Genomic DNA, 24,874 nt, shown 5'->3' on the forward strand with positions numbered 1-24,874 from the left:
ATTCGGGGCTATGGGTCCCGGATCTGTGCGCGCTTTGGGCGCGCTTGTCCGGGACGACGGTGGAGTTTGGCGGTGGAGGGATTCATCCTCCCGCGCTCAATTCCGCGCGATCGAGCTCTTCCTCGATCCGGTGGAAGGCGTCGTCGCCGATCACTTCGGTGGCGCGCAGGTCGAAGATCGATTTTCGGGCGGCTTCGATGGCGCGGCGGCGCAGGGGGTCGGCGGGCAGTTCGCCATTGGCGATACCGCCGTGCGGATCGTCGTCCGTCTGCATCAGGATGGCGCGATATTCAAGCCGCAGGATTTCCGCCTCCTCCGACGGATCGTCCTCGATCGCGTCGAGCGCCGCGCGATAGGCGACCGCACGGGCACGCGCGACCTCGATGCCGACGGGATCGTCGTCCTTGAGGCCGAAGGCCAGGATCAGCGGCCGCAGCGTCAGCCCCTGCACGACCAGCGTGCCGAGCACGACTGCAAACGCACTGAAGACGATGAAATCGCGATAGGGAAAGCTTTCCGGCAGCGCGAAGGCGGTGGCGAGCGTGACGAGGCCACGCATGCCGCACCAGGAGATGATCAGCCCGCCCTTGGGTGAGGCGACGGCCTTTGGATCCTTCGGGTGATAGATCCCGTGCGCCATCAGCGCGCGCAGCGTCGTGCGGTAGAACGTTACCCAGGCAAGCCGCACCAGGATCACCGTGAGCAGGATCCAGGCTGCCGCCATGCAATATTCCCAGCGCACGTCCGCATCTAGCCGCGTCCAGATCGGCCGCATCTGCATGCCGATCAGCATGAAGGCGAGCACGTTGAGCACGAACACCATCGTCTCCCACACCGCATAGGACGGTACCCGCAGCCGTGCCGGCATGCGGGCCGGCGCCGTGCGTGCCATGGTGATGGCGTAGACCACGATGGTGAGGATGCCGGAGAGGCCGAGATGTTCAGCACCGATCCAGATCATGAAAGTGGTGGCGAATTGCACGATGATCGCGCTCGGCGCCTCCGTCACCCGCTCCATGAACAGCGGGATGATGCGGCCTGCCAGGAGGCCGGCGATGACGCTGCCGACTAGCGCCAGCGCAATCGTCGGCGCGACCTCGCTCCACTTCAGGTGCTCCATGACGATGGCGCCGACCGCGATGCGATAGATCAGCAGCGCGGTGGCATCGTTGAGCAGGCTCTCGCCCTCCAGCACCTTCACCATGCGGTAGGGTAGTTTCACTTGGCTGAGGATCGCGACCGCGGCCGCGGCATCCGGCGGCGCCACGATCGCGCCGAGCGCAACCGCGGCGGCCCAGGGAATGTCCGGCATCAGCCAATGCGCGACCAGCGCGACGCCGGCCGTGGTCATGCCGACGGCGGCCACGACCAGGGTCGAGACCGGAATCCAGTTGTTGCGGAGATCGCGCAGCGAAGTGTCGAAGGCGGCGTCCAGCAGCACCGGTGCGACAAAAAGGGCCAGAGCCAGGTCGGGCTCCAGCGTCCAGGACGGGCTCGATGGGATGAAGGCGATCAGCGCGCCGCCGATGGCGAGGAAGGTCGGGTAGGGGACCTTGATCCGCCGCGCCAGCGCCGATAATGCAACGGCTCCGAGCAGCAGCGCGATGATCCATTCGAATGTCGACAATTGAGAGCCCCGAAACCGATTTGAGCGACGCCACAACCTAGCATCAATCCGGCCGTATGATGGATAGTAAGGCCACAAAGCAAGGCTTCCGACTACAACAATGCGTTTCACCGTCCCGATCGAATTTTCCGGTGCCGTGCTGCTTTGCGCGCTCTTGCTCGGTGCAGCCCATGCGGCGACCGGCAGCGAGTCGGCTGCGGTGGCGCAGGTCGACATCGGGCCATGTCTTGCGGCTGCCGCCGCCGACGACATGGACAACGCGGGGCCAGCCTGCGCCGCGGTGATCGACAACGAGAAGACGGCGAAGCCAGACCTGATCAAAGCGCTGATTGCGCGCGGCGCGCTGCTGGCGCGACATGACCAGACCGACCGCGCCATCGCCGACGATAGCCGCGCGTTGCAGGTCGATCCGACGCTTGCCGATGTCTTCAACGCGCGCGGCGAGCTCTGGCTGAAGAAGGGCGACCGCCCGAGGGCGGTGCAGGATTTTGGCGCGGCGCTGAAAATCGATCCGAACCACGAGCAGGCCAAGGCCAATCACAAAGCGATGGCGCGTGAGCTGGAGCGGATCGGCGCGCAGATGGCGGTCGCCGGCAAGCCCAGCTTCAATTGCAGGAGCGCGCGCCGCGCCGTGGAGAAAGCGATCTGCGCCAACCGCGAGCTCGCCGATCTCGACCGCGAGGTTTTTGCGGCCAACGCGCGCGCGGTCCGCGAGGCGCAAAGCATGCGAAAGCCGGACCTCGATGCGCGCACGCTCCAGCGCGAGCAGGACGATTTCATCGCCCGCCGCAACGCGCAGTTTGGGCGACCCGGATACGATCTGAAGAAGGCGATGCAGGACAGGCTGCAGCGGCTAAATGGGATCGACGGATTTTGAAGTTCTTTGCCTCTCCCCGCCTGCGGGGAGAGGCCGGAGCGCATCGCAGATGCGATCCGGGTGAGGGGGAGCCTCCGCGAACTCAAGTTGTGCCGAAATTGCGGAAACAGCCCCTCACCCCAACCCTCTCCGCGCGAGCGAAGCTCGTCGCGGCCCCGTAAGAACGGGGCGAGGGAGCGCACCGCCGACGCAGTGACAGCTCGCTCTCTCCTCCAAAAGGCCCATCCTTTTCAGCTTGAACCGCGGCCCGTTCCCGGGAGAATACCCCCTAAACAATAGCCGGCGATTGATCCTGGTCAATGCGGGACGGATGTCCTGTCGTCAGGTCAAGGCAAGGCGGACGAAGGGAACGGGAGCGCAGGCATGAATGTCCAGGGAACCGTGGAAGGAAAGGGCCGCTATCACGAGGTCCATGCGCGCTCGCTGGCCGATCCCGAGGGCTTTTGGGCCGAGGCGGCAAAGGAGATCGATTGGATCGAGCCGCCGAAAAAGATCTTCGACGCCACCCAGGGAACCTACGGCCGCTGGTTCAGCGGCGGCGTCGTCAACACCTGCTACAACGCGCTGGATCGACACGTCGAACGCGGCCGCGCCGACCAGGTCGCACTGATCCATGATTCGCCGCTCACCAACGCGGTCACAAAATTCACCTATGCCGAGCTCCTGGACGAGGTGCAGGCGCTCGCCGCAATCATGCAGGATTTCGGCGTCGCCAAAGGCGACCGCGTTATCCTCTATATGCCGATGGTGCCGGAGGCGGTGGTCGCGATGCTCGCTTGCGCCCGGATCGGTGCAGTGCACTCGGTGGTGTTCGGCGGCTTTGCGGCGAAGGAGCTCGCAACCCGCATCGACGATGCGCAGCCAAAACTGATCCTGTCGGCGAGTTGCGGCCTCGAGCCCGGCCGCATCGTGCACTACAAGCCGCTGCTCGACGAGGCGATCAGGCTCGCGGGCAGCAAGCCGAAAGCCTGCACCGTGCTGCAACGTCCGCAGCACATCTGCGACCTGACGCCGGGGCGCGATTACGATTGGGCGAGCCTGCGCCGCAAGGCGATGAACGACGGCAAGAAAGCACCTTGCGTGCCGGTCGCCGCCACTGACCCGCTCTACATCCTCTACACCTCGGGCACGACCGGCATTCCCAAGGGCGTCGTGCGCGACAATGGCGGCCATCTCGTCGCGGTGAAATGGTCGATGTTCAACCTCTACGGCGTCAAGCCCGGCGAGGTCTGGTGGTGCGGCTCCGATATCGGCTGGGTGGTCGGCCACAGCTACATCGTCTACGGCCCGCTGCTGCATGGCGCGACCACGGTCATGTACGAGGGCAAGCCGGTCGGCACGCCTGATGCCGGCGCGTTCTGGCGCGTGATTTCGGAGCACAAGGCAGTCGCCTTCTTCACCGCGCCGACCGCGTTCCGCGCCATTCGCAAGGACGATCCGGAAGGCAAGTTCATCCGGCAATACGACCTCTCCAGATTCCGCACGCTGTTCCTCGCCGGTGAGCGCGCCGATCCGCCGACGGTGGAATGGGCGGAAGCGCAGTTGAAGGTGCCGGTGATCGACCATTGGTGGCAGACCGAAACCGGCTGGTGCATCGCCGGCAATCCGGTCGGCCTCGGCATGCTGCCGGTGAAGCACGGCTCGCCGACGGTGCCGATGCCGGGCTATCAGGTCGACGTGGTCGACGAAGCGGCGAAACCCGTCGGTCCCAACACCATGGGCTCGATCGTCATCAAGCTGCCGATGCCGCCAGGCTGCCTGCCGACGCTGTGGAATCAGGATGCGCGCTTCAAGGAAGCCTACCTCACCGAATTCCCCGGCTACTACAAGACCTCGGATGCCGGCTACAAGGACGAGGACGGCTATGTCTTCGTGATGGGCCGCACCGACGACATCATCAATGTCGCCGGCCATCGCCTGTCCACCGGCGGCATGGAGGAGATTTTGGCCTCGCATCCGGATGTCGCCGAATGCGCCGTGCTCGGCGTCAAGGACGCGATCAAGGGCGAGGTGCCCTGCGGCTTCCTGGTGCTCAAGGCCGGCGTCAAGCGCGCGCCTGGCGAGATCGAGAAGGAGATTGTCGCACTTGTGCGCGACAAGCTCGGCCCCGTCGCCGCCTTCAAGCTCGCCATCACCGTCGGCCGCCTGCCCAAGACGCGCTCCGGAAAGATCTTGCGCGGCACCATTAAGAAGATTGCAGACGGCGAGGCCTGGATCATGCCGGCGACGATCGAGGACCCCAAAGTGCTGGACGAGATCGGCGAGGCGCTGAAGGGGAGGGTGTGACGGCAGCGTTGGGGCTTGAATAGGCCGCATTTTTCCGCTCAACCCTCATCCTGAGGAGCGCGCCAGGCGCGCGTCTCGAAGGATGATGGCCCCGCTGTGGCATCCGGGCCTGCATGGTTCGAGACGCCTGCTGCGCAGGCTCCTCACCATGACGACGAAAGGCTGCCATGAATTCGAAGCCGTTTCTTGTGATCGCGTTTGCGGGCCTCATCCTGTCCGCCTGCTCCGCGCGCTACCAGACGCCGGTGGCGATGGGCGGTGACGACGATGACGCGGTGTGCCAGAGCCGCGGCTATGCGCAGGGATCGCCGGAATACGTGGCTTGCCGCAAGGACCGCGACGTCCAGCGCAACGCCGCGGTCGCCCGTTCCGACCGCCGCCAGCGCGATCTCGGCGAATACATGCTAAACCATCCGGAGCGGCCGTAAGCCGCCCGGTCTATGGAGGCCATCATGAACGAGGACCAGTTCAACGCCAGCCTGCGCAAATTCCTGAAGCGAGTCGGCGTCACCTCGCAACGCGAGGTCGAAAAGGCCGTGCGCGATGCGATCGCGGCAGGTCGGATCAAGGACCATGAGAATCTCAACGCGAAGATGGTGCTGACGATCGACAGCGTTGGACTCGTCTACGAGGTCAACGACACGATCGAGCTGGGCTGAATCTTCCGTGAGGCCTATGGGCGCGCTGTTCAACACAAGCCCAAACAAAAACGCGGCGAGTCACCCCGCCGCGTTCAAACCTGCATTCGCTAGCGAACGGAGAGCGGAGGATTACTCTTCCTCCTGCTCCTGCTTCTTGCCGCCGAGCGTCTTCAGCTTGGCGAAGACGGCGTCGACGTTGAGGTCGTCGCTCGACTTCTCCGCGCCTTCGAACTCGTCCTTCTTGGTGGTCTCGGAGGCCGGCAGCAACGTCGCGCCGCCATAGGCTGCGTCGATCGGCTTTTCCTTGGCCGCGCGCGCCACCTCGAAATCGAGCTCGATCTGCGAGCAGAGGCCAAGGGTCACGGGATCGATGGGCGTCAGCGACGAGGTATTCCAGTGGGTGCGGTCACGGACGCTCGCGATCGTGCTCTTGGTCGTGCCGACCAGGCGCATGATCTGGGCGTCCTTGAGTTCGGGATGGTTGCGCAGCAGCCAGAGGATGGCGCTCGGGCGCTCGTGGCGACGCGAGACCGGGGTGTAACGCGGGCCCTTGCGCTTGGGCTGGGGCGGCAGCACCACCTTGCTCTCCTGAAGGCGGAGCCGGGCGTCCGGATTCCTCTCGGCCTTCTCGATCTCCTCGCGGGTCAGCTGGCCGTTGGAAATGGGGTCCATGCCCTTGATGCCCTGGGCGGCGTCGCCATCCGCGATCGCCCGGATCTCAAGGGGGTGCATCTTGGTGAAATCGGCGACCTGGTCGAAGGTCAGCGCGGTGTTGTCGAGCAGCCAGACGGCGGTCGCCTTGGGCATCAGAGGTGCGTTGCTCATGGCAAATCTCCTTTGTGCTTCGCCCACCCCTTTGGAGGCGAAACCGGTGGTCATCAGCGATGACTGGGAATTCGCGCTATATAAGCCCGGAGGGGGTGGCCACGCAATGGTTCTGCTATAGATAGTGCCTTGACAGCGCCCGAAAGGGGGCCCAATTCCCTGTAAGCCCGCACCTAAGCCCTATTCATCCATCGACCGCTTCCCGCCCATTTGGCGAGGTGATTCGGTCCCGAGATCGCCCAATGTCAGCCAAACCAGACCTCAAGATCGTGCTTTGTTCTCCCCGTGGCTTCTGCGCCGGGGTGGTCCGGGCGATCGATACCGTGGAACGGGCGCTCGATAAGTACGGCGCTCCCGTCTATGTTCGCCATGAGATTGTGCACAACAAGTATGTCGTCGATGGGTTGAAGAAGAAGGGCGCCATCTTCGTCGAGGAGCTCGCCGAAATCCCGGAAAATACCACCGCGCCGGTGGTGTTCTCGGCCCATGGCGTGCCGAAATCGGTTCCGGCCGACGCCCAGTCACGCAACCTATTCTCGCTGGATGCGACCTGCCCGCTGGTGACCAAGGTGCACCGCGAGGCGGCGATCCACTTCAAGCGCGGCCGCGAGATCTTCCTGATCGGCCATTCCCATCACCCCGAGGTGGTCGGCACGCTCGGCCAGCTTCCGGTCGGCGCCGTCACCCTGATCGAGACCGCCGAGGACGCCAAGACCATCACGCCGAAGGATCCGAACAACATCGCCTTCGTGACCCAGACCACACTGTCGATCGACGACACCGCGGAGATCGTGGCGCTGCTCAAGGAGCGCTTCCCGAACATCAACGGCCCGCACAAGGAAGACATCTGCTACGCCACCACCAACCGCCAGCTTGCGGTGAAGAAGGTGGCGCCGGTGGTCGACGCGCTGATCGTGGTCGGTGCGCCTAATTCGTCGAACTCGCAGCGCCTGCGCGAGGTCGCCGAGCGCGAGGGCTGTCCGATCGCGGTGCTGGCGCAGCGCGCCGCCGACCTCGACTGGAAGCGGTTCGAGAACATCGCCAGCCTCGGCATCACCGCGGGCGCCTCGGCGCCGGAGGTGATCGTCGAGGAGATCATGGACGCCTTTGCCGAGCGCTTCACGCTGCATGTGGAGACGGTCTCGGCCGCGGAAGAGAACGAGTTCTTCCCGCTGCCGCGTTCGGTGCGCCCCGAAGCCGCCGCCGAGTAGACCTTTATGGCGGTCTACACCGATGTCGCCGCCGACGAGCTTGCGGATTTCCTTCAGCAATACGATCTCGGCGAATTGCTCTCCTACAAGGGCATCGCCGAGGGCGTCGAGAATTCAAACTTCCTGCTACACACCACCAAGGGCTCGTACATCCTCACGCTCTATGAGAAGCGCGTGGCCAAGAACGATCTGCCGTACTTCCTGGCGCTGATGACGCATCTCGCCGAGCACGGCATCAGCTGCCCGCTGCCGGTCAAGGCGAAGGACGGCGAGGCGCTGCGCGAGCTGTCGGGACGGCCGGCCGCGATCATCACCTTTCTCGAAGGCGTCTGGCCGCGCAAGCCGAACGCCACCCATTGCGCCGGCGTCGGACAGGCGCTGGCGAAAATGCATCTGGCCGGCGCCAATTTTTCAATCAAGCGCGCCAACGCGCTCTCGGTCGCCGGTTGGCGGCCGCTGTTCGATGCGGCCTCAAGCCGGGCCGACGAGGTCCAGCCGGGCCTTCGCGCTTTCCTCGCCACTGAACTCGATCATCTCTCGAGCGGCGTCTGGCCGAACAATTTGCCCGAGGGGGTCATCCACGCCGACCTCTTCAACGACAACGTCTTCTTCCTCGGTGACCAGCTCTCGGGGATCATCGACTTCACCTTCGCCTGCAACGACATGCTGGCCTATGACGTCGCGATCTGCCTGAATGCCTGGTGCTTCGAACCGGATCACTCCTTTAACGTCACCAAGGCGCGGGCCTTTCTCAATGCCTATGGCCGGGTGCGAAAGCTGTCCGAGGCGGAAGAGGCAGCGCTGCCGCTGCTGGCGCGTGGGGCTGCGATCCGCTTCCTGCTGACGCGGCTGGTCGACTGGCTCAACGTGCCGCCCGGCGCGCTGGTCAAGCCGAAGGACCCTCTGGAATATGTCCGCAAGCTGCGCTTCCACCAGAGTGTCTCGAGCGTGCGCGACTACGGGCTGATGCCGTCAGGACTGGTCGCTTGAGCGAACTTCCCATTGTCAGCATCTTTACCGATGGCGCCTGCTCGGGAAATCCGGGGCCCGGCGGCTGGGGCGCGATCCTGAAATTCGGCGACAAGGAGAAGGAGCTCAAGGGCGGCGAGCGCCACACCACCAACAACCAGATGGAGTTGATGGCGGCGATCTCCGCGCTGGAAGCGCTGAAGAAGCCCTGCATCGTCGATCTCTATACCGACAGCCAATATGTGCGGCAGGGCATCACCGGCTGGATCCACGGCTGGAAGCGCAACGGCTGGCGCACCGCGGACAAGAAGCCGGTGAAGAATGTCGAGCTATGGCAGCGGCTCGATGCTGCGCTGAAACAGCACGAAATCCGCTGGCACTGGGTCAAGGGACACGCCGGCCATCCCGAGAACGAACGCGCCGATCAGCTCGCGCGCGACGGCGTTGCGATGGCGCGGCTGCAGCAGCGGGTGAGGGAGTAGGCGAGCGCTGGCTCTCGCTGCTCGTCATGGCCGGGCTTAAGCGCAAAGCGCGTCTTCACGCAAAATGACCCGGCCATCCACGCCTTTCCCCATGACTCCAAAGAACGTGGATGCCCGGGACAAGCCCGGGCATGAGGCCGTCGTTACAGTCGTGAAGGATCGAACCTTACAGCTGCCCAAGCAGCGTATCGCCGCCGGAGACCTCGACCTTGCCGGGCATCGCCTCGAGGTTCAACTTCTTCACGACGCCGTCCTCGACCAGCATCGAGTAGCGCTTGGAGCGGATGCCCAGCCCGTTGCCGGAGGCATCTAATTCCATGCCGATCGCCTTGGTGAAGTCCGCATTGCCGTCGGCGAGGAAGATCGCCTCGTCGCGCTGGTCGGTGTCGCGCTTCCAGGCGTTCATGACGAATGCGTCATTGACGGAGACGATCGCGATGCTGTCGACGCCCTTGTCCTTGATGGCATACGCGTTGAGGAAGATGCTCGGCAGATGCATCTTGTGGCAGGTGCCGGTGTAGGCGCCGGGCACCGCGAACAGCGCCACCTTCTTGCCCTTGAAGATATCGTCGGTGGTCTTCACCTGCGGACCTTCCGCGGTCATCACGCGGAATTTCGCTTCGGGCAGCTTGTCGCCAAGTTGGATCGCCATCGTCTGTCTCCCTGAAAATCGATCCAGCCTTGTAGACCGTGCGACGGACCCGCACAATATTTCCGGCAGGGCAGGCAGTGGCGGCGGCTCTTCACCGTTACGTCATCAGCCGCCAAAACCACCCTCGTCGAGGAAGGCCTGCTCGTCCGGCGTGGTGGCGCGGCCGAGGAGGCGGTTGCGGTGGGGAAAGCGACCGAACCGGCGGATGATGTCGGCGTGGCCCCGGGCGTATTTCAGGCTCTCCTCATTGTCGGTGCCTTGAAGCAGCGCGACGCAGTGCAGCTGGTCGGATAGGTGCTCGGAATGCATGAAGGGCATGTAGAGGAATTCGAGCAGGGCTGGATCGACCTTTCGATCGGCGCCCCGATCGATCGCGCGGCGGGCGACGTCGCGCGCCAGCGCGTCGCTGGCGAAGGCGCAGGTGCTATCGCGGAACATGTTGCGGGGAAACTGGTCGAGCACGATGACGAGCGCCAGCGCGCCGTCGTCGCTGTTCTCCCAGGACGCCAGTCCGCCGGCGGCCGCCTTTTGCCACAGATCGAGAAAGCGGCGCCTGATGTCCGCATCGAACGCATCGTCGCGCTCGTACCAGCGGTCGCGGCCGGCCTCGCGCCAGAAAGCGAGAATGCCGGCCGGGTTGATGTCGGCGATGTCAGTCATGAATCCAAGAGGCGCCTTACGCCGCCTCGGCCTTCTTCTCGTCCCGCAGCTGCCGGCGCAAGATCTTGCCGACGTTGGTCTTCGGCAGGTCGGTGCGGAATTCGATGTGCTTGGGCACTTTGTAGCCAGTGAGCTGCTCGTGACAGAACTTGATCACATCCTCGGCCGTGAGATTGGGATCCTTCTTCACCACGAAAGCCTTGACTGCCTCGCCCGATTTGGAATCGGGGATGCCGATCACGGCGCATTCGAGCACGCCCGGATGGCTCGCGATCACTTCCTCGACCTCGTTCGGATAGACGTTGAAGCCGGAGACCAGGATCATGTCCTTCTTGCGGTCGACGATCTTGGTGTAACCTCTCTCGTCCATCACGCCGATGTCCCCTGTGCGGAAGTAGCCGTCCGCGGTCATCACGCTCGCGGTATCCTCCGGCCTGTTCCAGTACCCCGACATCACCTGCGGGCCCTTGGCGCAGATCTCGCCGGGCTGACCCAGCGGAACCTCGTTGCCGTCGTCGTCGCGGATCGAGATCCAGGTTGAGGGCACGGGGATGCCGATCGATCCCGAGAACTCGGTCGTGGTCGCCGGGTTGCAGGTCAGCGTCGGCGACGTCTCCGACAGGCCGTAGCCTTCGGCGATGAAGCAGCCGGTCACCGCCTTCCACTGCTCGGCGACAGGGCGCTGTACCGCCATGCCGCCGCCGTTGGAGATCTTCAGCTTGGAGAAGTCGAGCTTCTTGAAGTCGGGATGATTCATCAGCCCGTTGTAGAGCGTGTTGACGGCCGGGAAGCTGTTGACCTGGTACTTCGCCAATTCCTTGATGAAGCCGGCGATGTCGCGCGGATTTGGGATCAGCAGATTGCAGCCGCCGGCGCGCACCGCGAGCAGGTAGCAGGCCGTCAGCGCGAAGATGTGATAGAGCGGCAGCGCGCAGACGATCAGGAGCTGATCGATCTGCGGCGGCTGTGCCAGCGCTGGCTGGAGCCAGGCGTCGTTCTGCAGGACGTTGGCGACAATGTTGCGGTGGAGCAGCGTGGCGCCCTTGGAGAGGCCGGTGGTACCGCCGGTATATTGCAGGAAGGCGACGTCGCCGGGCGATAGTTTTGGCTTGTTGAAAGTCATGCCGCGGCCGGCCGATAGCGCGTCATTGAAGGGCACCGCGCCAGGCAGCGACCAGGCCGGCACCATCTTCTTCACGCGGCGGACGACGAGATTGACGATGACGCCCTTGAAGCCGAGCAGGTCGCCCATGCTGGCGACGATGACGTGCTTGACGGCCGTCTTGGCGATCACCTGCTGGACGGTGTGGGCGAAGTTCTCCAGCACGATGACGGCTTCGGCGCCGGAGTCCTTGAGCTGGTGCTCGAGCTCGCGCGGGGTGTAGAGCGGGTTGACATTGACCACCGCGAAACCGGCGCGCAGCACGGCGGCGGTCGCGACCGGATATTGCAGCACGTTCGGCATCATGAGCGCGACGCGCGCGCCGCGCTGCAGGCCGCGGCCTTGCAGGTAGGATGCGAGCGCCAGCGACATCTGGTCGAGGTCGCGATAGCTGATCGCCTTGTCCATGCAGATGAACGCCTTGCGGTCGGCGAACTTCGCGAAGCTCTCCTCCAGCAGGTCGACCAGCGATGCGTATTGGGTTGCATCGATGTCTGCGGGCACGCCGGGCGGATATTGCTTGAGCCAGATGCGCTCCATGGAAACTCCCCTCTCTTACCTGAGCCCGTTGTGTCTCGGGCTTGCCTCGTTGCCGACAGTATCGAGCCTGCCGGAACAGGTGGCAAGCGTTCGAGGATTATGGCAAAGGCCGGGAAGTGGCTACTGGAATCGTCGCTAACCGCTCTGCCGCAGGTGCGAAGGGCGGGCGCGCTCTCGCCTCGATGAGCCGTTAACTGTTGTTGGCCGGCTTGGCTGCGGGCTTGGTCGCGGCCTTGGGTTTTGCGGGCTTGGCTTGCTCAGCGTTTGCAGCGGGCTTCGCCGCGGCATCAGGCTTGGCAGCGGTGGGCTTGGCCGCGGCATGCTTGGTCCCGGCCGGCTTTGCCGCGCTCTTGGTGTCGCCCTTCGCGTCAGGCTTGGTATCCGGCTTCGCCGCTGCCGTCTTGGTATCCTTGCTCGCGTCCTTGTTCGTCTCTTTGGGCTTGTCGGCCGCGTCGGGCTTCCTGGCCACGCGCGACTTCTTGCCACGCGGCTTCGCCGTCGCCTGCTGGTCAGCGTCGGCCGCGACCGCTGCGATCAGGGCGGTGCCGGTGCGGGTCGGGCCGGTATAAACCAGCACGGGCTCGACGGACGCGGCGGCCGTGGCCATCAGCTCAGAGGCCTTCATCAAGGGCGGTTGAAGCCCGGCGGCGAAGAAGGTCACCTGGGCCTCACCGCCGGTGGCCGAGGCCGATCCGGTCGTGCCGCCATTGGTCGCGATCAGCGCGTCGTCATCGTCGCTGGCCGGCCGCTTGCGGTGGCCGCCGCACATGTCGTCGCGCAGGTTCGGCGGTGAAGCGTCGACCGGTACCAAATTGTCGACGGTGCCGAGCGAGGGACGCAGCCAAGACAGATTGTCCTGGCTGAAGCCTCGCTCCAGCAGCTGCGCCGCCTTCACGGCGCGCGCGGTGCCGGAGCTGGCGCCGAGCACCACCGCGATCAGCCGGCGGCCGTTGCGCGTCGCCGACGCGACGAGGTTGTAGCCGGAGGCGCAGATGAAGCCGGTCTTGAAGCCGTCGGCGCCGGGATAGCGGCCGATCAGCTTGTTGAAATTCCCCGTGACCCGTTTGCCGAAGCGAATCGCCGGAATGTGCACGAAGTATTCGTATTCCGGCAGGTCGCGCAGGAACGAGCGCGCGAGAATGCCGAGATCCCGTGCGGACGTGATCTGGCCGTCGGCCGGCAGGCCGTTGGGGTTGACGTAGCTCGTCTGCGTCATGCCGAGCTTCTTCGCGGTGTCGTTCATGATCGCCGAGAAGCCGTCGATCGAGCCGCCGATGCCTTCGGCAAGCACCACGGCCATGTCATTCGCGGACTTCACCATCATCATCTTCAGCGCGTTGTCGACGGTGAGCTGCGTTCCCGGACGGAATCCCATTTTCGAGGGCGATTGCGAGGCCGCCGTCGGCGACACCGTGAGCAGCGTATCGAGCGTGAGCTTGCCGTCCTTGACCGCCTTCAGCGTCACATATGCAGTCATGATCTTGGTAACGGAAGCCGGATACCAGGGAATGGTCGCGTTATCGGCCTGCAACACCTTGCCGCTGTCGGCTTCGATCAGCAGCAGCGCTTCGGCGCCGGCCGCGCGCGGGGCGAGCAGCGCAGCGCATGCGAGTGCCGCCGCGAACAGGTTGAACAGGGAATTGCGAAGCAGCGGGCGAAATGCGTGCACTATCCGATTCCGGTCCTGGGAGACCCGCCGGTTCCGGACGGCTCTCGTGATCTGAGTTTCGGGTTTGAATTCCTGCGCCGCCGCTTGCGGCGCTGCGAACCTATACTGGCTCATGGGTCGAGAACAGGGGGCTCGGCCGGGTATTCAGTGATGAAATAGGCCGAATTTCGACAGTGCTACGGGGACTTGACCGCAGTCGCAGCAGCCTCAGCCGCTGTCACGCGGGTCCGTGCGCTCTCCTGGACCATGAACTGGGCCTTGGCGAGCTCGGCAAAATGGCCGCCTTTGGCCACGAGTTCATCGAAAGTTCCGCTTTCGATCACCCGTCCGTTCTCGAACACCAGGATCCGTGTGGCATTGCGGATGGTGGAGAGGCGGTGGGCGATCACGAAGGTGGTTCGGCCCTTCATCACTTCGTCGAGAGCGGTATTCACCTTGGCCTCGGTGACGGCGTCGAGCGCGCTCGTCGCCTCGTCCAGGATCAGGATCGGCGGGTCCTTCAGCAGCGCGCGTGCGATCGACAGCCGCTGCCGCTCGCCGCCGGAGAGCATGCGGCCCCGCTCGCCGGCATTGGTTTCGAAGCCGCCGCTGCGCTCGATGAATTCGAGCGCCTGCGCGCGCTCCGCCGCCTTGCGCATCTCGGCTTCGGTCGCATCCGGCTTGCCGACGCGCAAATTCTCCGCGATCGAGCGGTTGAACAGCAGCGCCTCCTGAAACACCACGCCGATGTTCCGCCGCAGCGATGTCAGCGTCACGCCGCGCACGTCCATGCCGTCGATCCTGATGAAGCCGGATTGCGGGTCGAAGGCGCGATGCAGCAGCGCGATCGCGGTGGATTTGCCCGCGCCGGTGGCGCCGACCAGCGCGATGGTCTGGCCGGGCAGCGCAGTGAAGGAGAGGTCCTCGACCGCTGGCCGCTTGCCGTCGTAGGAGAAGGTGACGTCGTTGAATTCGACGAGGCCCGAAAGCCTGCCGGCATCGATCGCGTCGGGCCGGTCGTGGACCGCAGGCACCGCGTCGAGCACGTTGAAGAACTCGCGCAGCCGCGGCGCTTCCATGAAAACGTTGTTGATGAAGCTCACGACCTGCTCGAGCTTCTGGATCAGAAGCGTTGCAAAGCTCACGAACATCACGATTTCGCCGACCGAGGTCAGCCCCTGGTCGTGCAGCGCGATGCCGAGCGCGAAGATCGCGAGCACCGTGATGGTGGTGGAAGCCCGCGTGATGACGGTGACGAGCGCCCACCAGGACAGCACCGGCATTTGCGCCGCAAGCAATTGATCGGCGACGGAGCGCAATCCCTTCACCTCGGATTCGACGCGGACAAAACTCTGCACCAGCGCGACATTGCCGAGCGCGTCGGAGGCGCGCGCGGAGAGTTCGCTGTAGTGCTCCTCCACCTCCATCTGCATGCCGAAGGTCCTGCGCACGACGAAGGTCGTCAAGGCGGTGAAGACGATGCAGAGCACGAACAGCAGGATTGCCAGCCGCCAGTTCAGGTACAGCGACAGTGGCAGCAGCACCACGACTGAGAGGATCGCGGCAAAATGCTCGCGGAAGAAGCCGAGCCACAGCCGCCACAGCGCGTCGGTGCCGTTGAGCATCACCTTCATCAGCCGGCCCGAATGGGTGCCGGAGTGGAAGGTCAACGGCAGTTGCAGGATGTGCTCGAAATAATCGGTCAGCACTGCCTGGCGCTGGCGGTGCGAGAGCCGGTCGGCCTGCAGAGCAACGAGCGCGCTGCAGGCGATGGTGAACAGCCCGAACGCGACCCAGGCCATGAGGAAGGGCCAGGCCGAGTTCGATCCGGCCACCGCCATGCCGGAGAGCACGTCGACGATCCGGCCGAACAGCACGGGCTCGGCGAACTGCGAGGCGGCAAGCAGGAGATTGGCGAACGCCAGCAGCCAGCCGAGCCGCGCTTCCTTGCCGAGCAGTTCGAGAACGCGGGTGTAGAGGCTGAAAATGGACATGCTGTCGAGGAGCTCGGGCGGATCGGCGGAGTGAACTCGTACTCTAATCAGGGATCGCCCGCGAGATACAGCGGAAGCTGCAAGTTTTGCTCAATTGATCAGGCGCCCTTCGACCGGCGGCAGGAAGCGGTCGTCGAAGATATCACCCGCCGCGGGTTTCTTGCGGAACTTGAAATCCTGTGCGATCTGGCCGATCGAGCGCTCAAGGCGCGCCGGGTCGATGCCGCCGAGGCCGTTGCGGCGGACCTCGTCGGTCAGGATATTGTCGACGAGCACGGTGCGCAGGCGTTCCAGCTCCAGCTCGCGGTCGCCGTCGTCGATATGGCTTGCGGCCTCCTCCGCCGCGAGCGCCGGCTGCTTGACGGTGGCGTTGATGCCGGCAATCAATGCGCGAACAAATCCTTTCATTGCGCCAGGCTTCGCTGCGGCGAATGCGGGATTGGCCGCCACGGCAAAACCATAGGCTTCGCAGCCATAGTCAGCATAGCGCAGCACGACGAGATCGCCTCCGGGCACGCCGCGGTCGCGCAAGTTGACCGCCGACAGATAGCTGAAACCGGCGACGGCATCGACCTGGCCCGCGGAGAGGATAGGCTCGCGGACCGCCGCGCTGATCTTGCGGAATTTCACATGCTGCGTGTTGATGCCGTTCTGCTGCGCCAGCGCCGGCCACAGCCGCATCGACAGATCGCCGTCGGCAACGCCGACCGTCTTGCCGTCGAGGTCGGGCAGTAGGTGGATGCCGCGACTCCTGCGGGCGACGACGGCGTAAGGCGCGCGGTTGAACAGCACGAACACCGCCTTGACCGGCGCCGCATCGTCCTTGTCGCGAAAGCGGATCAGCTCGTTGATGTCGACGAGCGCAAGCTCGCTGTCGCCCTTGGCGACGCGTGCGAGTGCTTCCGGCGATCCAGCCACGGCGTTGAAGGACACGTTGAGATGTTCGGCGGCGAATTTGCCGTCCTTTGTTGCGAGAAAGAACGGCGCCATGCTCGCGTCGATGGGCCGGTCGAAGGTGAAGTGGATCGCGACGGACGGCGCGGCGGTCTCGGCCGCATCGACGTCGCGTGGGGCGAGCGCGGCAAACGAGATTGCAAGAGCCAGGACGCGGCCAAAGGAGATGGTCTTGAGTCCAAACATCAGTCGCGCCGGTCCGCATTGTTATGGTTTCGTGACGCTCGGAGCGCCGGCTCGCGATAAGTCTGTCCGCGCCAACATGAACGGCGGATGAGCGGCGGTTGCGTCACGATCACGCAATCCCGTTCAGCTTGTGTTGGGGTTCGGGAACCCAACATGGGGATGTGGTGTTTGAGGACATGAGCCTGTCTCAAGGCGCCATTGAAGGTCCCAAGGAGGGTCCAGGACATGTTTGACAGATTTTCAAAGCGTGCCGGCCGCAAGGCCGTCCTTGCGACCGCCGCAGTGCTGGCGCTGACTTCGGTCGCCCCAACCGCATCATACGCCGGCGGGCGCCACTGGCATGGCGGGGGCGGAGCGGCGGCAGCGGCAGCCATTGCCGGCATCGTCGGCACCGGCCTTGCGATCGCCGCAAGCCGCGACGCCTACGCCTATGACTACGGTCCCGCCTACTATGGCGGTCCGGGCTATTATGGTGGCCCAGCCTACTACAGCGGCCCGGCCTACTACGGCAGCGGGCCCTATTACGGACGTGATCCGGACTATCCGTATCAGGGATACGTCGGTCGCGACCCGTTTGCCACCTGCAGCCGAAGCGGTGCGAATTGTTGGTGACCCGTTGACCAAGAAAAGCTGGCGCGCTTGCAGCGCCAGCCTATTTTTCGTTGATTGTCGGACGTTAACGCCTCGACCATTGGTTTAGAGTAGTTTTGCGTACATGAGTGATTCGCTTGAGCGGCTATATCTGGCTGTGCTCGCGGCCAGGGACCTTGATCCGGCAACATCGCGCACCGCGCGGCTGTTTCAGCGCGGCCCTTCCAAAATGGCGAAGAAGCTGGCCGAAGAGGCCATCGAGGTCGTCATCGATGCGGTCAACGGCGATAGCGAAGCCGTGATCCGGGAAAGCGCCGACCTGCTCTACAATCTTACCGTGCTCTGGGCCTCGGCCGGCGTCCGCCCTGAAGATGTCTGGCGCGAGATGACGCGGCGGGAAGATATGCTCGGCATCGCCGAGAAACTACCGAAGTCGCCGATGAAGCTGCCCAAAGTTGCATCACCGCGCGTCGCCGCCAGGCGGCCAATTGTCGCGCTCGAAGGCCGCACCGCGCGTAAGCGCCACTAGAATTGGCGCAAATCGGTCCCATCTCGGCATGGACAAATCCATCCCATGGTGCTTCATCGCGGCGCCATGCTGAAAAGTATCTACGACTGGTGCATCGACGCCGCCCACAAGCCCTATGCGCTCTGGATCATGGGCGCCGTGGCTTTCGCTGAAAGCTCCTTCTTTCCCGTCCCCCCGGACGTGATGCTGATCCCGATGTCACTGGCGCGCCCGCAGCGCGCCTGGATCTATGCGGCGGTCTGCACCGCGACCTCGGTTGTCGGAGGCCTGCTGGGCTACGCCATCGGTGCGTTGCTCTTCGACTCGGTCGGCCATTGGCTGATCCAGGTCTATGGCCTTGGCGACAAGGTTGACGCGTTCCGCGCCTCCTATGCGGAGTGGGGTGCGGTGATCATCCTGCTCAAGGGCCTGACGCCGATTCCCTACAAGCTCGTCACCATCACCTCGGGCTTTGCCGGCTACAACATCGGCCTCTTCATCCTGTGCTCGATCGTTGCGCGCGGTGGACGTTTCTTCATCGTCGCCATCCTGCTCAATCGCTATGGCGACTGGATCCGGGTCAGGATCGAGAAGCATCTCGGATTGTGGGTGGCGATCGGTGCTACAGTGCTCGTGCTGGGCTTCGTGATCGCGATCAAGCTGATCTAGCGCATGATCCTGTCCGGAAGGGCCGCGTCGCGCAAAGTGTGAAGCGGCTTTCCCTCCAATTGCGGAACGCGTTTGCGCGGAGATCATGCTCAATCAATAACGTTACATCGGCGCTTTGCCACTGCGCCGGCTTCGGCTACGGTTGCCGTCATGATGGTTCGATCCGGCAATCCGGCGGTGCGGCTGGGGACGCTGACTTCAGCGCTGCTGCTGCTCCTGCTCGGCTTCAGCGCGACCGGATGGGCGCAATCGGCATCGGCTCCGGCGCTCGGCGTGCAGGACCAAGGACCGCCGCCATCGACACCCGCTCCACCGGGGCCGCCGGCGCGCGAGGAAAATTCCGGGCTGATCAATGAAATGGGCAAGCTGTTCGACAAGGTGCCCTCGTTCCTGCCGCCGCTCAAAAGCCCCAGCGAGACCATGAACGACCTGTCACGCCTGGCGAAGCCGTCCACCATGGTGTCGGGGCGCGCGGCCTGCCCGGTCTCGTCGAACGGAGGGCCGGACTGCAAGCAGGCCGCCGACCAGCTCTGCCAGAGCAAGGGCTACAAGGAAGGCAAGAGCCTGAACGCCGACTCGGCGGAAAACTGCTCGGCCAAGGTTTTGATCCCGGGCAGGACCCGCAAGCCGGACGATTGCCGCACCGATACGTTCGTCACCAGCGCGCTGTGCCAGAACTGATGCCAAGAACTGATGCCAAGAACTGATGCGATTGACGCCGCGCGCGAGCAACAAGGAGTGCCCATGAGCCGTACGGAGCAGGACTTCCTCGGACCGCGTGAGATCGCGGACGACATCTACTATGGCGTCCAGACCATTCGCGGGAAGGAGAACTTCCACATCACCGGCATTCCGATGAGCCAGGAGCCTTACTTCGTGAAGGCGCTTGGTTACGTCAAGAAGGCCGCCGCCATGGCCAATTGCGACCTCGGCGTGCTCGACGCCAAGGTCGCCGACGCGATCATCGTCGGCTGCGATCGCGTCATCGCCGGCGACATGATGGATCAGTTCGTCACCGACTTCATCCAGGGCGGCGCCGGCACTTCCACCAACATGAACGCCAACGAGGTGATCGCCAATCTCGCGCTGGAATCGCTCGGCTTTGCGAAGGGCGACTATCAGCAGGTCAGCCCAAACGATCACGTTAATTACGGCCAGTCGACCAACGACACCTATCCGACCGCCTTTCGACTGGCGCTGATCCTGCGGCTCGAGAGCTACATGACGGCGCTACGCCAGCTCCAGGAGGCCTTCTTCGCCAAGGGCAGGGAATTCGATCGCGTGCTGAAGATGGGCCGCACGCATCTTCAGGACGCCGTGCCGATGTCGCTCGGCGCCGAATTCCGCGGTTGGGGAACCACCATGGGCGAGGAGGTCGATCGAATCTCCGAGGCCCGCGCGCTGCTGCGCGAGATCAATCTCGGCGCCACCGCGATCGGCACCTCCGTCACCGCGGCGCACGGCTATCCCAAGCTCGCGGTCCGGCATTTGAGCGCGCTCACCGGCGTCGATTTCGTGCTCGCGGGCGATCTTGTCGAGGCGACCTCGGATACCGGTGCCTATGTGCAACTGTCCGGCGTGCTCAAGCGCACAGCGAGCAAGCTCACCAAGATCTGTAACGACATTCGTCTGCTCGCCTCGGGCCCGCGCGCCGGGTTCAACGAGATCAACCTGCCCCAGCTCCAGCCCGGCTCCTCGATCATGCCGGGCAAGGTCAATCCGGTGATCCCCGAGGTCGTCAACCAGACCAGCTTCCTCGTCATCGGGCTCGACACCACGGTGACGCTTGCAGCAAGCGCCGGTCAGCTCCAGCTCAACGTGATGGAGCCGGTGATCTCGTTCGCGCTGTTCTTCTCGATCCGTACGATGGAACGCGCGGTCAACAGCCTGCGCGAGAATTGCATCGTCGGCATCACCGCCAACGAAGAGCACACCCGCAACATGGTGCTGAACTCGCTCGGTATCGTTACGGTGCTGAAGCCGCTGCTCGGCTACAAGCAATGCGCCGAGATCGCGCGCGAAGGTTACAAGAGCGGCAAGTCGCTGCATCAGATCGTTGTGGTCGAACGGAAATTGCTCACGCAGGAGAAGTGGGACGAGATGTTCTCGTTCGAGCGGCTGATCAATCCGGATCTGATTGGGTAAGCGCAAGTGTTCGTCACGCGCAGGTGCCACACCTCTCCCAGAGGGAGAGGTCGGCGCGAAGCGCCGGGTGAGGGGTTACGCTGCGCAGTGGGACTTGATCCCCTCGCCCGAATTGCTTCGCAATTCGACCTCTCCCTACGGGAGAGGTGAGATACGAATTCCGCGGCTTGGAATTGCGGTAGCGGCGTCCGCCACGGCACATAACTCAATACTTGACAGTGGAAAGATTGCCTTGTTGGTATGATGCCCAACTTCGTTTGACCGGCTAACAAAGGATCGTTTCGCAATGTCCATGCCTGCCTTGTTCAAGGGGCGCCTGTCGATCCCGGTGATCGGTTCGCCGCTCTTCATCATCTCGGTGCCCGATCTCGTGATCGCGCAGTGCAAGGCGGGTGTGGTCGGATCGTTTCCGTCGCTGAACGCGCGGCCGCCGGAGCTGCTCGACGAGTGGCTAGCACGGATCACCGAAGAGCTCGCGGCCTATGACCGCGCGCATCCGGACAAGCCATCGGCGCCGTTCGCGGTCAACCAGATCGTACACAAGTCGAACAACCGGCTCGATCACGACATGCAGCTCTGCGCCAAGTACAAGGTGCCGATGATCATCTCCTCGTTGGGCGCGCGCGAGGAGCTCAATCAGGCCGTGCATGGCTGGGGCGGCATCGTCTTCCACGACGTAATCAACCAGAAATTCGCGCACAAGGCGATCGAGAAGGGCGCTGACGGCTTGATCCTGGTCGCGGCCGGCGCCGGCGGCCATGCCGGCACGATCTCGCCGCTGGCCTTCGTCGCCGAAACGCGAAAATGGTTTGATGGCCCGATCGCGCTGTCGGGCGCGATCGGCAACGGCAAGGCGATCCGCGCCGCGCGCGTTCTCGGCGCGGACTTCGCCTATATCGGCTCGGCCTTCATCGCCACCAAGGAAGCCAACGCGGTCGAGCGCTACAAGGAGATGATCGCGGGCTCGACGGCCGACGACATCGTCTATTCCAATCTCTTCACCGGCGTGCACGGCAACTATCTGAAGCCGTCGATCCAGGCCGCCGGCATGGATCCGGAAAACCTGCCGACCTCCGATCCCTCCAAGATGAATTTCGGCACCGACGCCTCTGGCGAACGCGCCAAGCCAAAGGCCTGGAAGGAGATCTGGGGCTCAGGCCAGGGCATTGGCAGCGTCGACGGCATCCTGCCCGCTGCCGAACTGATCGCGCGCTTCAAGAAAGAATATGACGAGGCGATCGATCCGCCGCTGTAACAACCGCAGTTGTGGCGCGCCTATTCTTTATCCGTCGTCCCGGCCTTCGCCGGGACGACATCTGATTTCGAACTCCGAACTTTCCAACCAATAGAGATTTGAGCGATGACCGCGACCTACCGCGTCGACGGCAACAACGTCGTCACCAGCCCGGATGCCGCAGGTCCCTGGGACCGGCGCATGCAGCACGGCTCCGCGCCCGCATCTCTGGTGACGTGGGCGGCCGAGCGCATCCCGACAGCGGTCGTCATGGATATCGCGCGCGTCACCATCGATTTGATGCGGCCGGTGCCGGTCGCGCCGCTCACGATTGCGACGGAGGTGTTGCGCGAGGGCCGCAAGATCCAGCTCTGCGAAGTCAAGGTGCTGGCCGACGGCGTCCAGGTCGTCGGTGCGACCGTGCTGAAGATCAAGCGCCAGGCGCTGACGCTGCCCGACGACGTCAAGGCGTTGCCGATCGAACTGCCCTCACCCGAGGATTCGCACGTCGAGGACGGCCACGCGGCCACCAGCCCGTTCGTGCGATCGGTCTCGATGCGTGCCGCGCGCGGCCGCTTCGGCCAGGCCGGCGCCGGTGCGATCTGGTTTCGCGTCGACCATCCCCTGATCGAAGGCGAAGCGGTCTCGCAGGCAATGCGCGCGGTGGTCGCCGCCGATTTCTCCAACGGCACTGCCTCGACGCTCGACTTCCGCGCCTGGACCTACATCAATGCCGATCTCACCGTGAGCTTTTCGCGCCAGCCGGTCGGCGAGTGGATTTTGCTCGACGGCGAATCCTGGATCGGCCCCGACGGCGCGGGCCTTGCGATGTCGCGGCTCGCCGATCGCCAAGGCTATTTCGGCCGCGCCGTGCAGAGCCTGGTGATCGAGAAGCGATGAGCGTGACGGCTCTTATGCGCGCCGCCAGCACAGTTAATCCCGCATAGCTCCGCCACGCTCCACTTAACGGCAGATTAACCATCGCCCGCCAACAATCCCCTCAAGGCGCCAATCAGGACCGAGAGGGACAGGCGATGGACTTCGATCTTCTCAACTCCAAGACACAGGCCTCGCTGGACGAAATCCGTGTCCGCGTGGCGCACGCGCTGGCCCGGCATCCGCTGTGCCGCACCGTGCGCTTCGACATCCTCAGCGTGCCCCGCACCCGCCGGGGCGGCAACTGGACGGTGACGCTGCAATCGGTCGAGCCGCGCGCGGTCTGGGAGGCCTCCGAGATCGTCGCGGACATCCAGGACGCCTACGATCTGGCGCTAGCTGCCTGATTCCATTTGGTTTTCCGGATGATGTCGCGACAGTCCGCGCGAATGCCGCCGCAATTGCACGGTTAAGCCTTAATTATCGCCCAGTCTCCGGACAGTGATCACGTGGACTTGAAGTCGGACGCGGAGAGACGTTTGTCGAAAGCCATCACCATCGTCGTGCTCACCTGCTTCCTCGTCCTCGGCGCCGCCGCCACCGCCATTCTCGGCCGGGACAGCGTGCCTAGCGTCAGCGCCGAGATGATCACGCAGGCCCCGGCGCCGAAGCCGCTCGCGGCCAATCGTGCCGCCAAGGCCGACCGGCTGGTTCCAACGCTGGCGCTTGCCTCGGCCGCGATCGAGCCGGTGCAGGTGGCGGCCGACAAGCTCTCGCAAACGCCCGTGCTGACCGAGCCGCTGCGCCAGGCCTTTGCCGCCGCCACGCCGTCCGATTTCCCGATGCCCAAGGCGAGCGTGAACGAGGCCCCGGCCGCTGCAGAGGCTCCGGCCGCAGAAGCCCCGGCCAAGCCGAAAGTCGTCGTAAAGCCGCAGACGCAGAAATCCTATTCGCTGCTCTCCGACGTTCAGATCGCGGGCATCAGGGATCGCCTGAAGCTGTCCTCGTCGCAGGAATATTACTGGCCCTCGGTCGAGAGTGCGCTGCGCAACGTTGTCCGCAAGATATCGGCAAACAAGCTCTCCAATCCGAACGCGCAGGGCGTGCCGATCGATCCGAATTGCGACGAGGTCCAGCAGTTGAAGTCGGCTGCGATGCCGCTGCTATTCCAGTTGCGTGACGATCAGAAGGAAGAAGTGCGCAAGCTCGCCCGCATCATCGGGCTGGAAAAGGTCGCGCAGCAGATCTGACGCGCTGGTTCCGTCAGGAACCTCCTCATATCAGGAACATCCGGCAATTCTCAGGCGTTGCCCGCTCCGAACACGGAGTGGATCAATGCGCGCTTTGACAGCCTATTTCGTCGGTGCCGGATCGATTGTCGCGGCCATCGCCATTGGTCTCGGCGGCGGCATCGTCGCCGGCAATATCATGCATCCGGTCCCGCCCAAGCAGGGCCCGGACGCCGGCAAGATGGAGCGGCGCGCCGAACCCGCGACCGCTGTGACGACGACGTCGAGCGCGCCGTCCGAGCGCGTCCAGTATCTCACCGGCTCGCAAACATTCGGCGCGATGATCGCTGCGCCCGCGCAGGCGCAGGACGAAGCGAAGCTCGAAGCCAAGTCCGAGGCCAAGCCCGAGGCCAAGTCTGAGGCCCCACCTGCTCAGGCAAGCGTTGAACCGCCGACAGCGCCGGCTCCCCAAGCTGCCGCGGTCGAGCCGCGGAATGAGCCGTCAAAACCCGCACCGCCTGCGCAAGCCGCCGAGCAACAGGCCTCGACGCAGCCATCATCCTCGCCCGACAACGCCAATGCCAAAACCAGGGATTCCGATGTGAAGCGTGCGGCTTCCGAACGGCGCCGGGCGGAGCGCCGCGAGCGCTGGGTCGAGCGCCGCCGCTATGACTATCGGGATTCCCGCGGGATGCGCGCGTCTCCCGATTGGGACGATATCGCCCGCAACGTCCGCGAAGATTCCGATACGCGCGATGTCGCAAGGCGTCCGCGCGGCGGTTTCCCGCAGATCAGGCTGTTCGGTCCCGACGACGACTGACCCTGTTGTCAGCCTCTGATCGGCAGGTCGGGGCGGCGTGGTGAGCGTGGTGACGCAGCGCGCTAGCAAGAATTACGCCTTGGATCCT

The 24,874-nt window shown here is 64.3% G+C and carries 25 protein-coding genes; 17 read left to right on the top strand and 8 right to left on the bottom strand.

What is annotated here, in order from left to right; translation table 11 throughout:
• Positions 1–82: 82 nt before the first annotated feature.
• Positions 83–1,627 (bottom strand): cation:proton antiporter, encoded by a 1,545-nt coding sequence (locus FXV83_RS05750; RefSeq protein WP_148738232.1) that lies wholly within the window; start codon positions 1,625–1,627, stop codon positions 83–85.
• Positions 1,628–1,727: 100 nt separating this feature from the next.
• Here FXV83_RS05750 and FXV83_RS05755 point away from each other — a divergent pair, with 100 nt between their 5' ends.
• From FXV83_RS05755 to FXV83_RS05770, 4 genes are all read left to right on the top strand, one after another.
• Positions 1,728–2,504, top strand: coding sequence for a hypothetical protein (locus FXV83_RS05755; protein WP_148738233.1), 777 nt, complete (start codon positions 1,728–1,730; stop codon positions 2,502–2,504).
• Positions 2,505–2,867: 363 nt separating this feature from the next.
• Entirely contained in the window at positions 2,868–4,790 is a 1,923-nt protein-coding gene (locus FXV83_RS05760; protein WP_148738234.1) for a propionyl-CoA synthetase, read from the top strand.
• 167 nt (positions 4,791–4,957) lie between these two features.
• Complete coding sequence (locus FXV83_RS05765; RefSeq protein WP_148738235.1) at positions 4,958–5,218, top strand: hypothetical protein; 261 nt, start codon at positions 4,958–4,960, stop codon at positions 5,216–5,218.
• A gap of 24 nt (positions 5,219–5,242) precedes the next feature.
• A complete protein-coding gene (locus FXV83_RS05770) occupies positions 5,243–5,449 on the top strand; it encodes a DUF6494 family protein (RefSeq protein WP_148738236.1) in 207 nt (68 codons plus the stop codon).
• A 111-nt stretch (positions 5,450–5,560) separates the two neighbouring features.
• On the opposite strand, the gene FXV83_RS05775 is transcribed toward FXV83_RS05770, so the two are convergent.
• On the bottom strand, positions 5,561–6,256 hold the full coding sequence (locus FXV83_RS05775) for a DUF1013 domain-containing protein (RefSeq protein WP_187435683.1): 696 nt from the start codon (positions 6,254–6,256) through the stop codon (positions 5,561–5,563).
• 242 nt (positions 6,257–6,498) lie between these two features.
• Between FXV83_RS05775 and ispH the strand changes: the two genes are divergently transcribed.
• From ispH to rnhA, 3 genes are read left to right on the top strand one after another with little or no spacing between them, the layout of a single operon-like run.
• A complete protein-coding gene (gene ispH / locus FXV83_RS05780) occupies positions 6,499–7,467 on the top strand; it encodes a 4-hydroxy-3-methylbut-2-enyl diphosphate reductase (protein ID WP_148738238.1) in 969 nt (322 codons plus the stop codon).
• Positions 7,468–7,473: 6 nt separating this feature from the next.
• On the top strand, positions 7,474–8,457 hold the full coding sequence (locus tag FXV83_RS05785; protein ID WP_148738239.1) for a homoserine kinase: 984 nt from the start codon (positions 7,474–7,476) through the stop codon (positions 8,455–8,457).
• Positions 8,454–8,918 carry a ribonuclease HI gene (gene rnhA / locus FXV83_RS05790; protein ID WP_148738240.1) on the top strand — a complete coding sequence of 155 codons (465 nt, stop codon included), beginning with the start codon at positions 8,454–8,456 and terminating at the stop codon, positions 8,916–8,918. Before FXV83_RS05785 ends, rnhA begins: the two co-directional genes overlap by 4 nt.
• Before the next feature lie 166 nt (positions 8,919–9,084).
• Here rnhA and FXV83_RS05795 read toward each other — a convergent pair whose 3' ends face one another.
• From FXV83_RS05795 to FXV83_RS05820, 6 genes are all read right to left on the bottom strand, one after another.
• Positions 9,085–9,570: a peroxiredoxin gene (locus tag FXV83_RS05795; RefSeq protein WP_148738241.1), complete on the bottom strand. Its 486-nt coding sequence runs from the start codon at positions 9,568–9,570 to the stop codon at positions 9,085–9,087.
• Positions 9,571–9,675: 105 nt separating this feature from the next.
• A complete protein-coding gene (locus tag FXV83_RS05800; protein WP_148738242.1) occupies positions 9,676–10,230 on the bottom strand; it encodes a DUF924 family protein in 555 nt (184 codons plus the stop codon).
• A gap of 16 nt (positions 10,231–10,246) precedes the next feature.
• Positions 10,247–11,932, bottom strand: coding sequence for a long-chain fatty acid--CoA ligase (locus FXV83_RS05805; protein ID WP_148738243.1), 1,686 nt, complete (start codon positions 11,930–11,932; stop codon positions 10,247–10,249).
• Between the two features lie 190 nt (positions 11,933–12,122).
• Complete coding sequence (locus FXV83_RS05810) at positions 12,123–13,601, bottom strand: D-alanyl-D-alanine carboxypeptidase family protein (protein ID WP_148738244.1); 1,479 nt, start codon at positions 13,599–13,601, stop codon at positions 12,123–12,125.
• 176 nt (positions 13,602–13,777) lie between these two features.
• Entirely contained in the window at positions 13,778–15,574 is a 1,797-nt protein-coding gene (locus tag FXV83_RS05815; RefSeq protein ID WP_148738245.1) for a glucan ABC transporter ATP-binding protein/ permease, read from the bottom strand.
• A 90-nt stretch (positions 15,575–15,664) separates the two neighbouring features.
• On the bottom strand, positions 15,665–16,714 hold the full coding sequence (locus FXV83_RS05820; protein WP_148738246.1) for an ABC transporter substrate-binding protein: 1,050 nt from the start codon (positions 16,712–16,714) through the stop codon (positions 15,665–15,667).
• A gap of 225 nt (positions 16,715–16,939) precedes the next feature.
• Between FXV83_RS05820 and FXV83_RS05825 the strand changes: the two genes are divergently transcribed.
• From FXV83_RS05825 to FXV83_RS05870, 10 genes are all read left to right on the top strand, one after another.
• Positions 16,940–17,326, top strand: coding sequence for a hypothetical protein (locus tag FXV83_RS05825; protein ID WP_148738247.1), 387 nt, complete (start codon positions 16,940–16,942; stop codon positions 17,324–17,326).
• A 103-nt stretch (positions 17,327–17,429) separates the two neighbouring features.
• Positions 17,430–17,834, top strand: coding sequence for a phosphoribosyl-ATP diphosphatase (gene hisE / locus FXV83_RS05830; protein ID WP_148738248.1), 405 nt, complete (start codon positions 17,430–17,432; stop codon positions 17,832–17,834).
• 45 nt (positions 17,835–17,879) lie between these two features.
• Positions 17,880–18,482 carry a YqaA family protein gene (locus tag FXV83_RS05835; protein WP_187435684.1) on the top strand — a complete coding sequence of 201 codons (603 nt, stop codon included), beginning with the start codon at positions 17,880–17,882 and terminating at the stop codon, positions 18,480–18,482.
• Between the two features lie 150 nt (positions 18,483–18,632).
• Positions 18,633–19,163, top strand: a complete 531-nt coding sequence (locus FXV83_RS05840; RefSeq protein WP_148738249.1) for a hypothetical protein — start codon at positions 18,633–18,635, stop codon at positions 19,161–19,163.
• 63 nt (positions 19,164–19,226) lie between these two features.
• Entirely contained in the window at positions 19,227–20,627 is a 1,401-nt protein-coding gene (locus FXV83_RS05845; protein ID WP_148738250.1) for an aspartate ammonia-lyase, read from the top strand.
• A 286-nt stretch (positions 20,628–20,913) separates the two neighbouring features.
• A complete protein-coding gene (locus FXV83_RS05850; RefSeq protein WP_148738251.1) occupies positions 20,914–21,882 on the top strand; it encodes an NAD(P)H-dependent flavin oxidoreductase in 969 nt (322 codons plus the stop codon).
• Positions 21,883–21,987: 105 nt separating this feature from the next.
• On the top strand, positions 21,988–22,761 hold the full coding sequence (locus FXV83_RS05855) for a thioesterase family protein (protein ID WP_148738252.1): 774 nt from the start codon (positions 21,988–21,990) through the stop codon (positions 22,759–22,761).
• 134 nt (positions 22,762–22,895) lie between these two features.
• Positions 22,896–23,144: a hypothetical protein gene (locus tag FXV83_RS05860; protein ID WP_148738253.1), complete on the top strand. Its 249-nt coding sequence runs from the start codon at positions 22,896–22,898 to the stop codon at positions 23,142–23,144.
• A 132-nt stretch (positions 23,145–23,276) separates the two neighbouring features.
• A complete protein-coding gene (locus FXV83_RS05865) occupies positions 23,277–23,987 on the top strand; it encodes a hypothetical protein (RefSeq protein ID WP_187435685.1) in 711 nt (236 codons plus the stop codon).
• An 85-nt stretch (positions 23,988–24,072) separates the two neighbouring features.
• Entirely contained in the window at positions 24,073–24,786 is a 714-nt protein-coding gene (locus FXV83_RS05870; protein WP_148738254.1) for a hypothetical protein, read from the top strand.
• Positions 24,787–24,874 lie beyond the last annotated feature (88 nt).

Source organism: Bradyrhizobium hipponense (assembly GCF_008123965.1).
In the GTDB taxonomy this organism is placed as follows: Bacteria; Pseudomonadota; Alphaproteobacteria; order Rhizobiales; family Xanthobacteraceae; genus Bradyrhizobium; species Bradyrhizobium hipponense.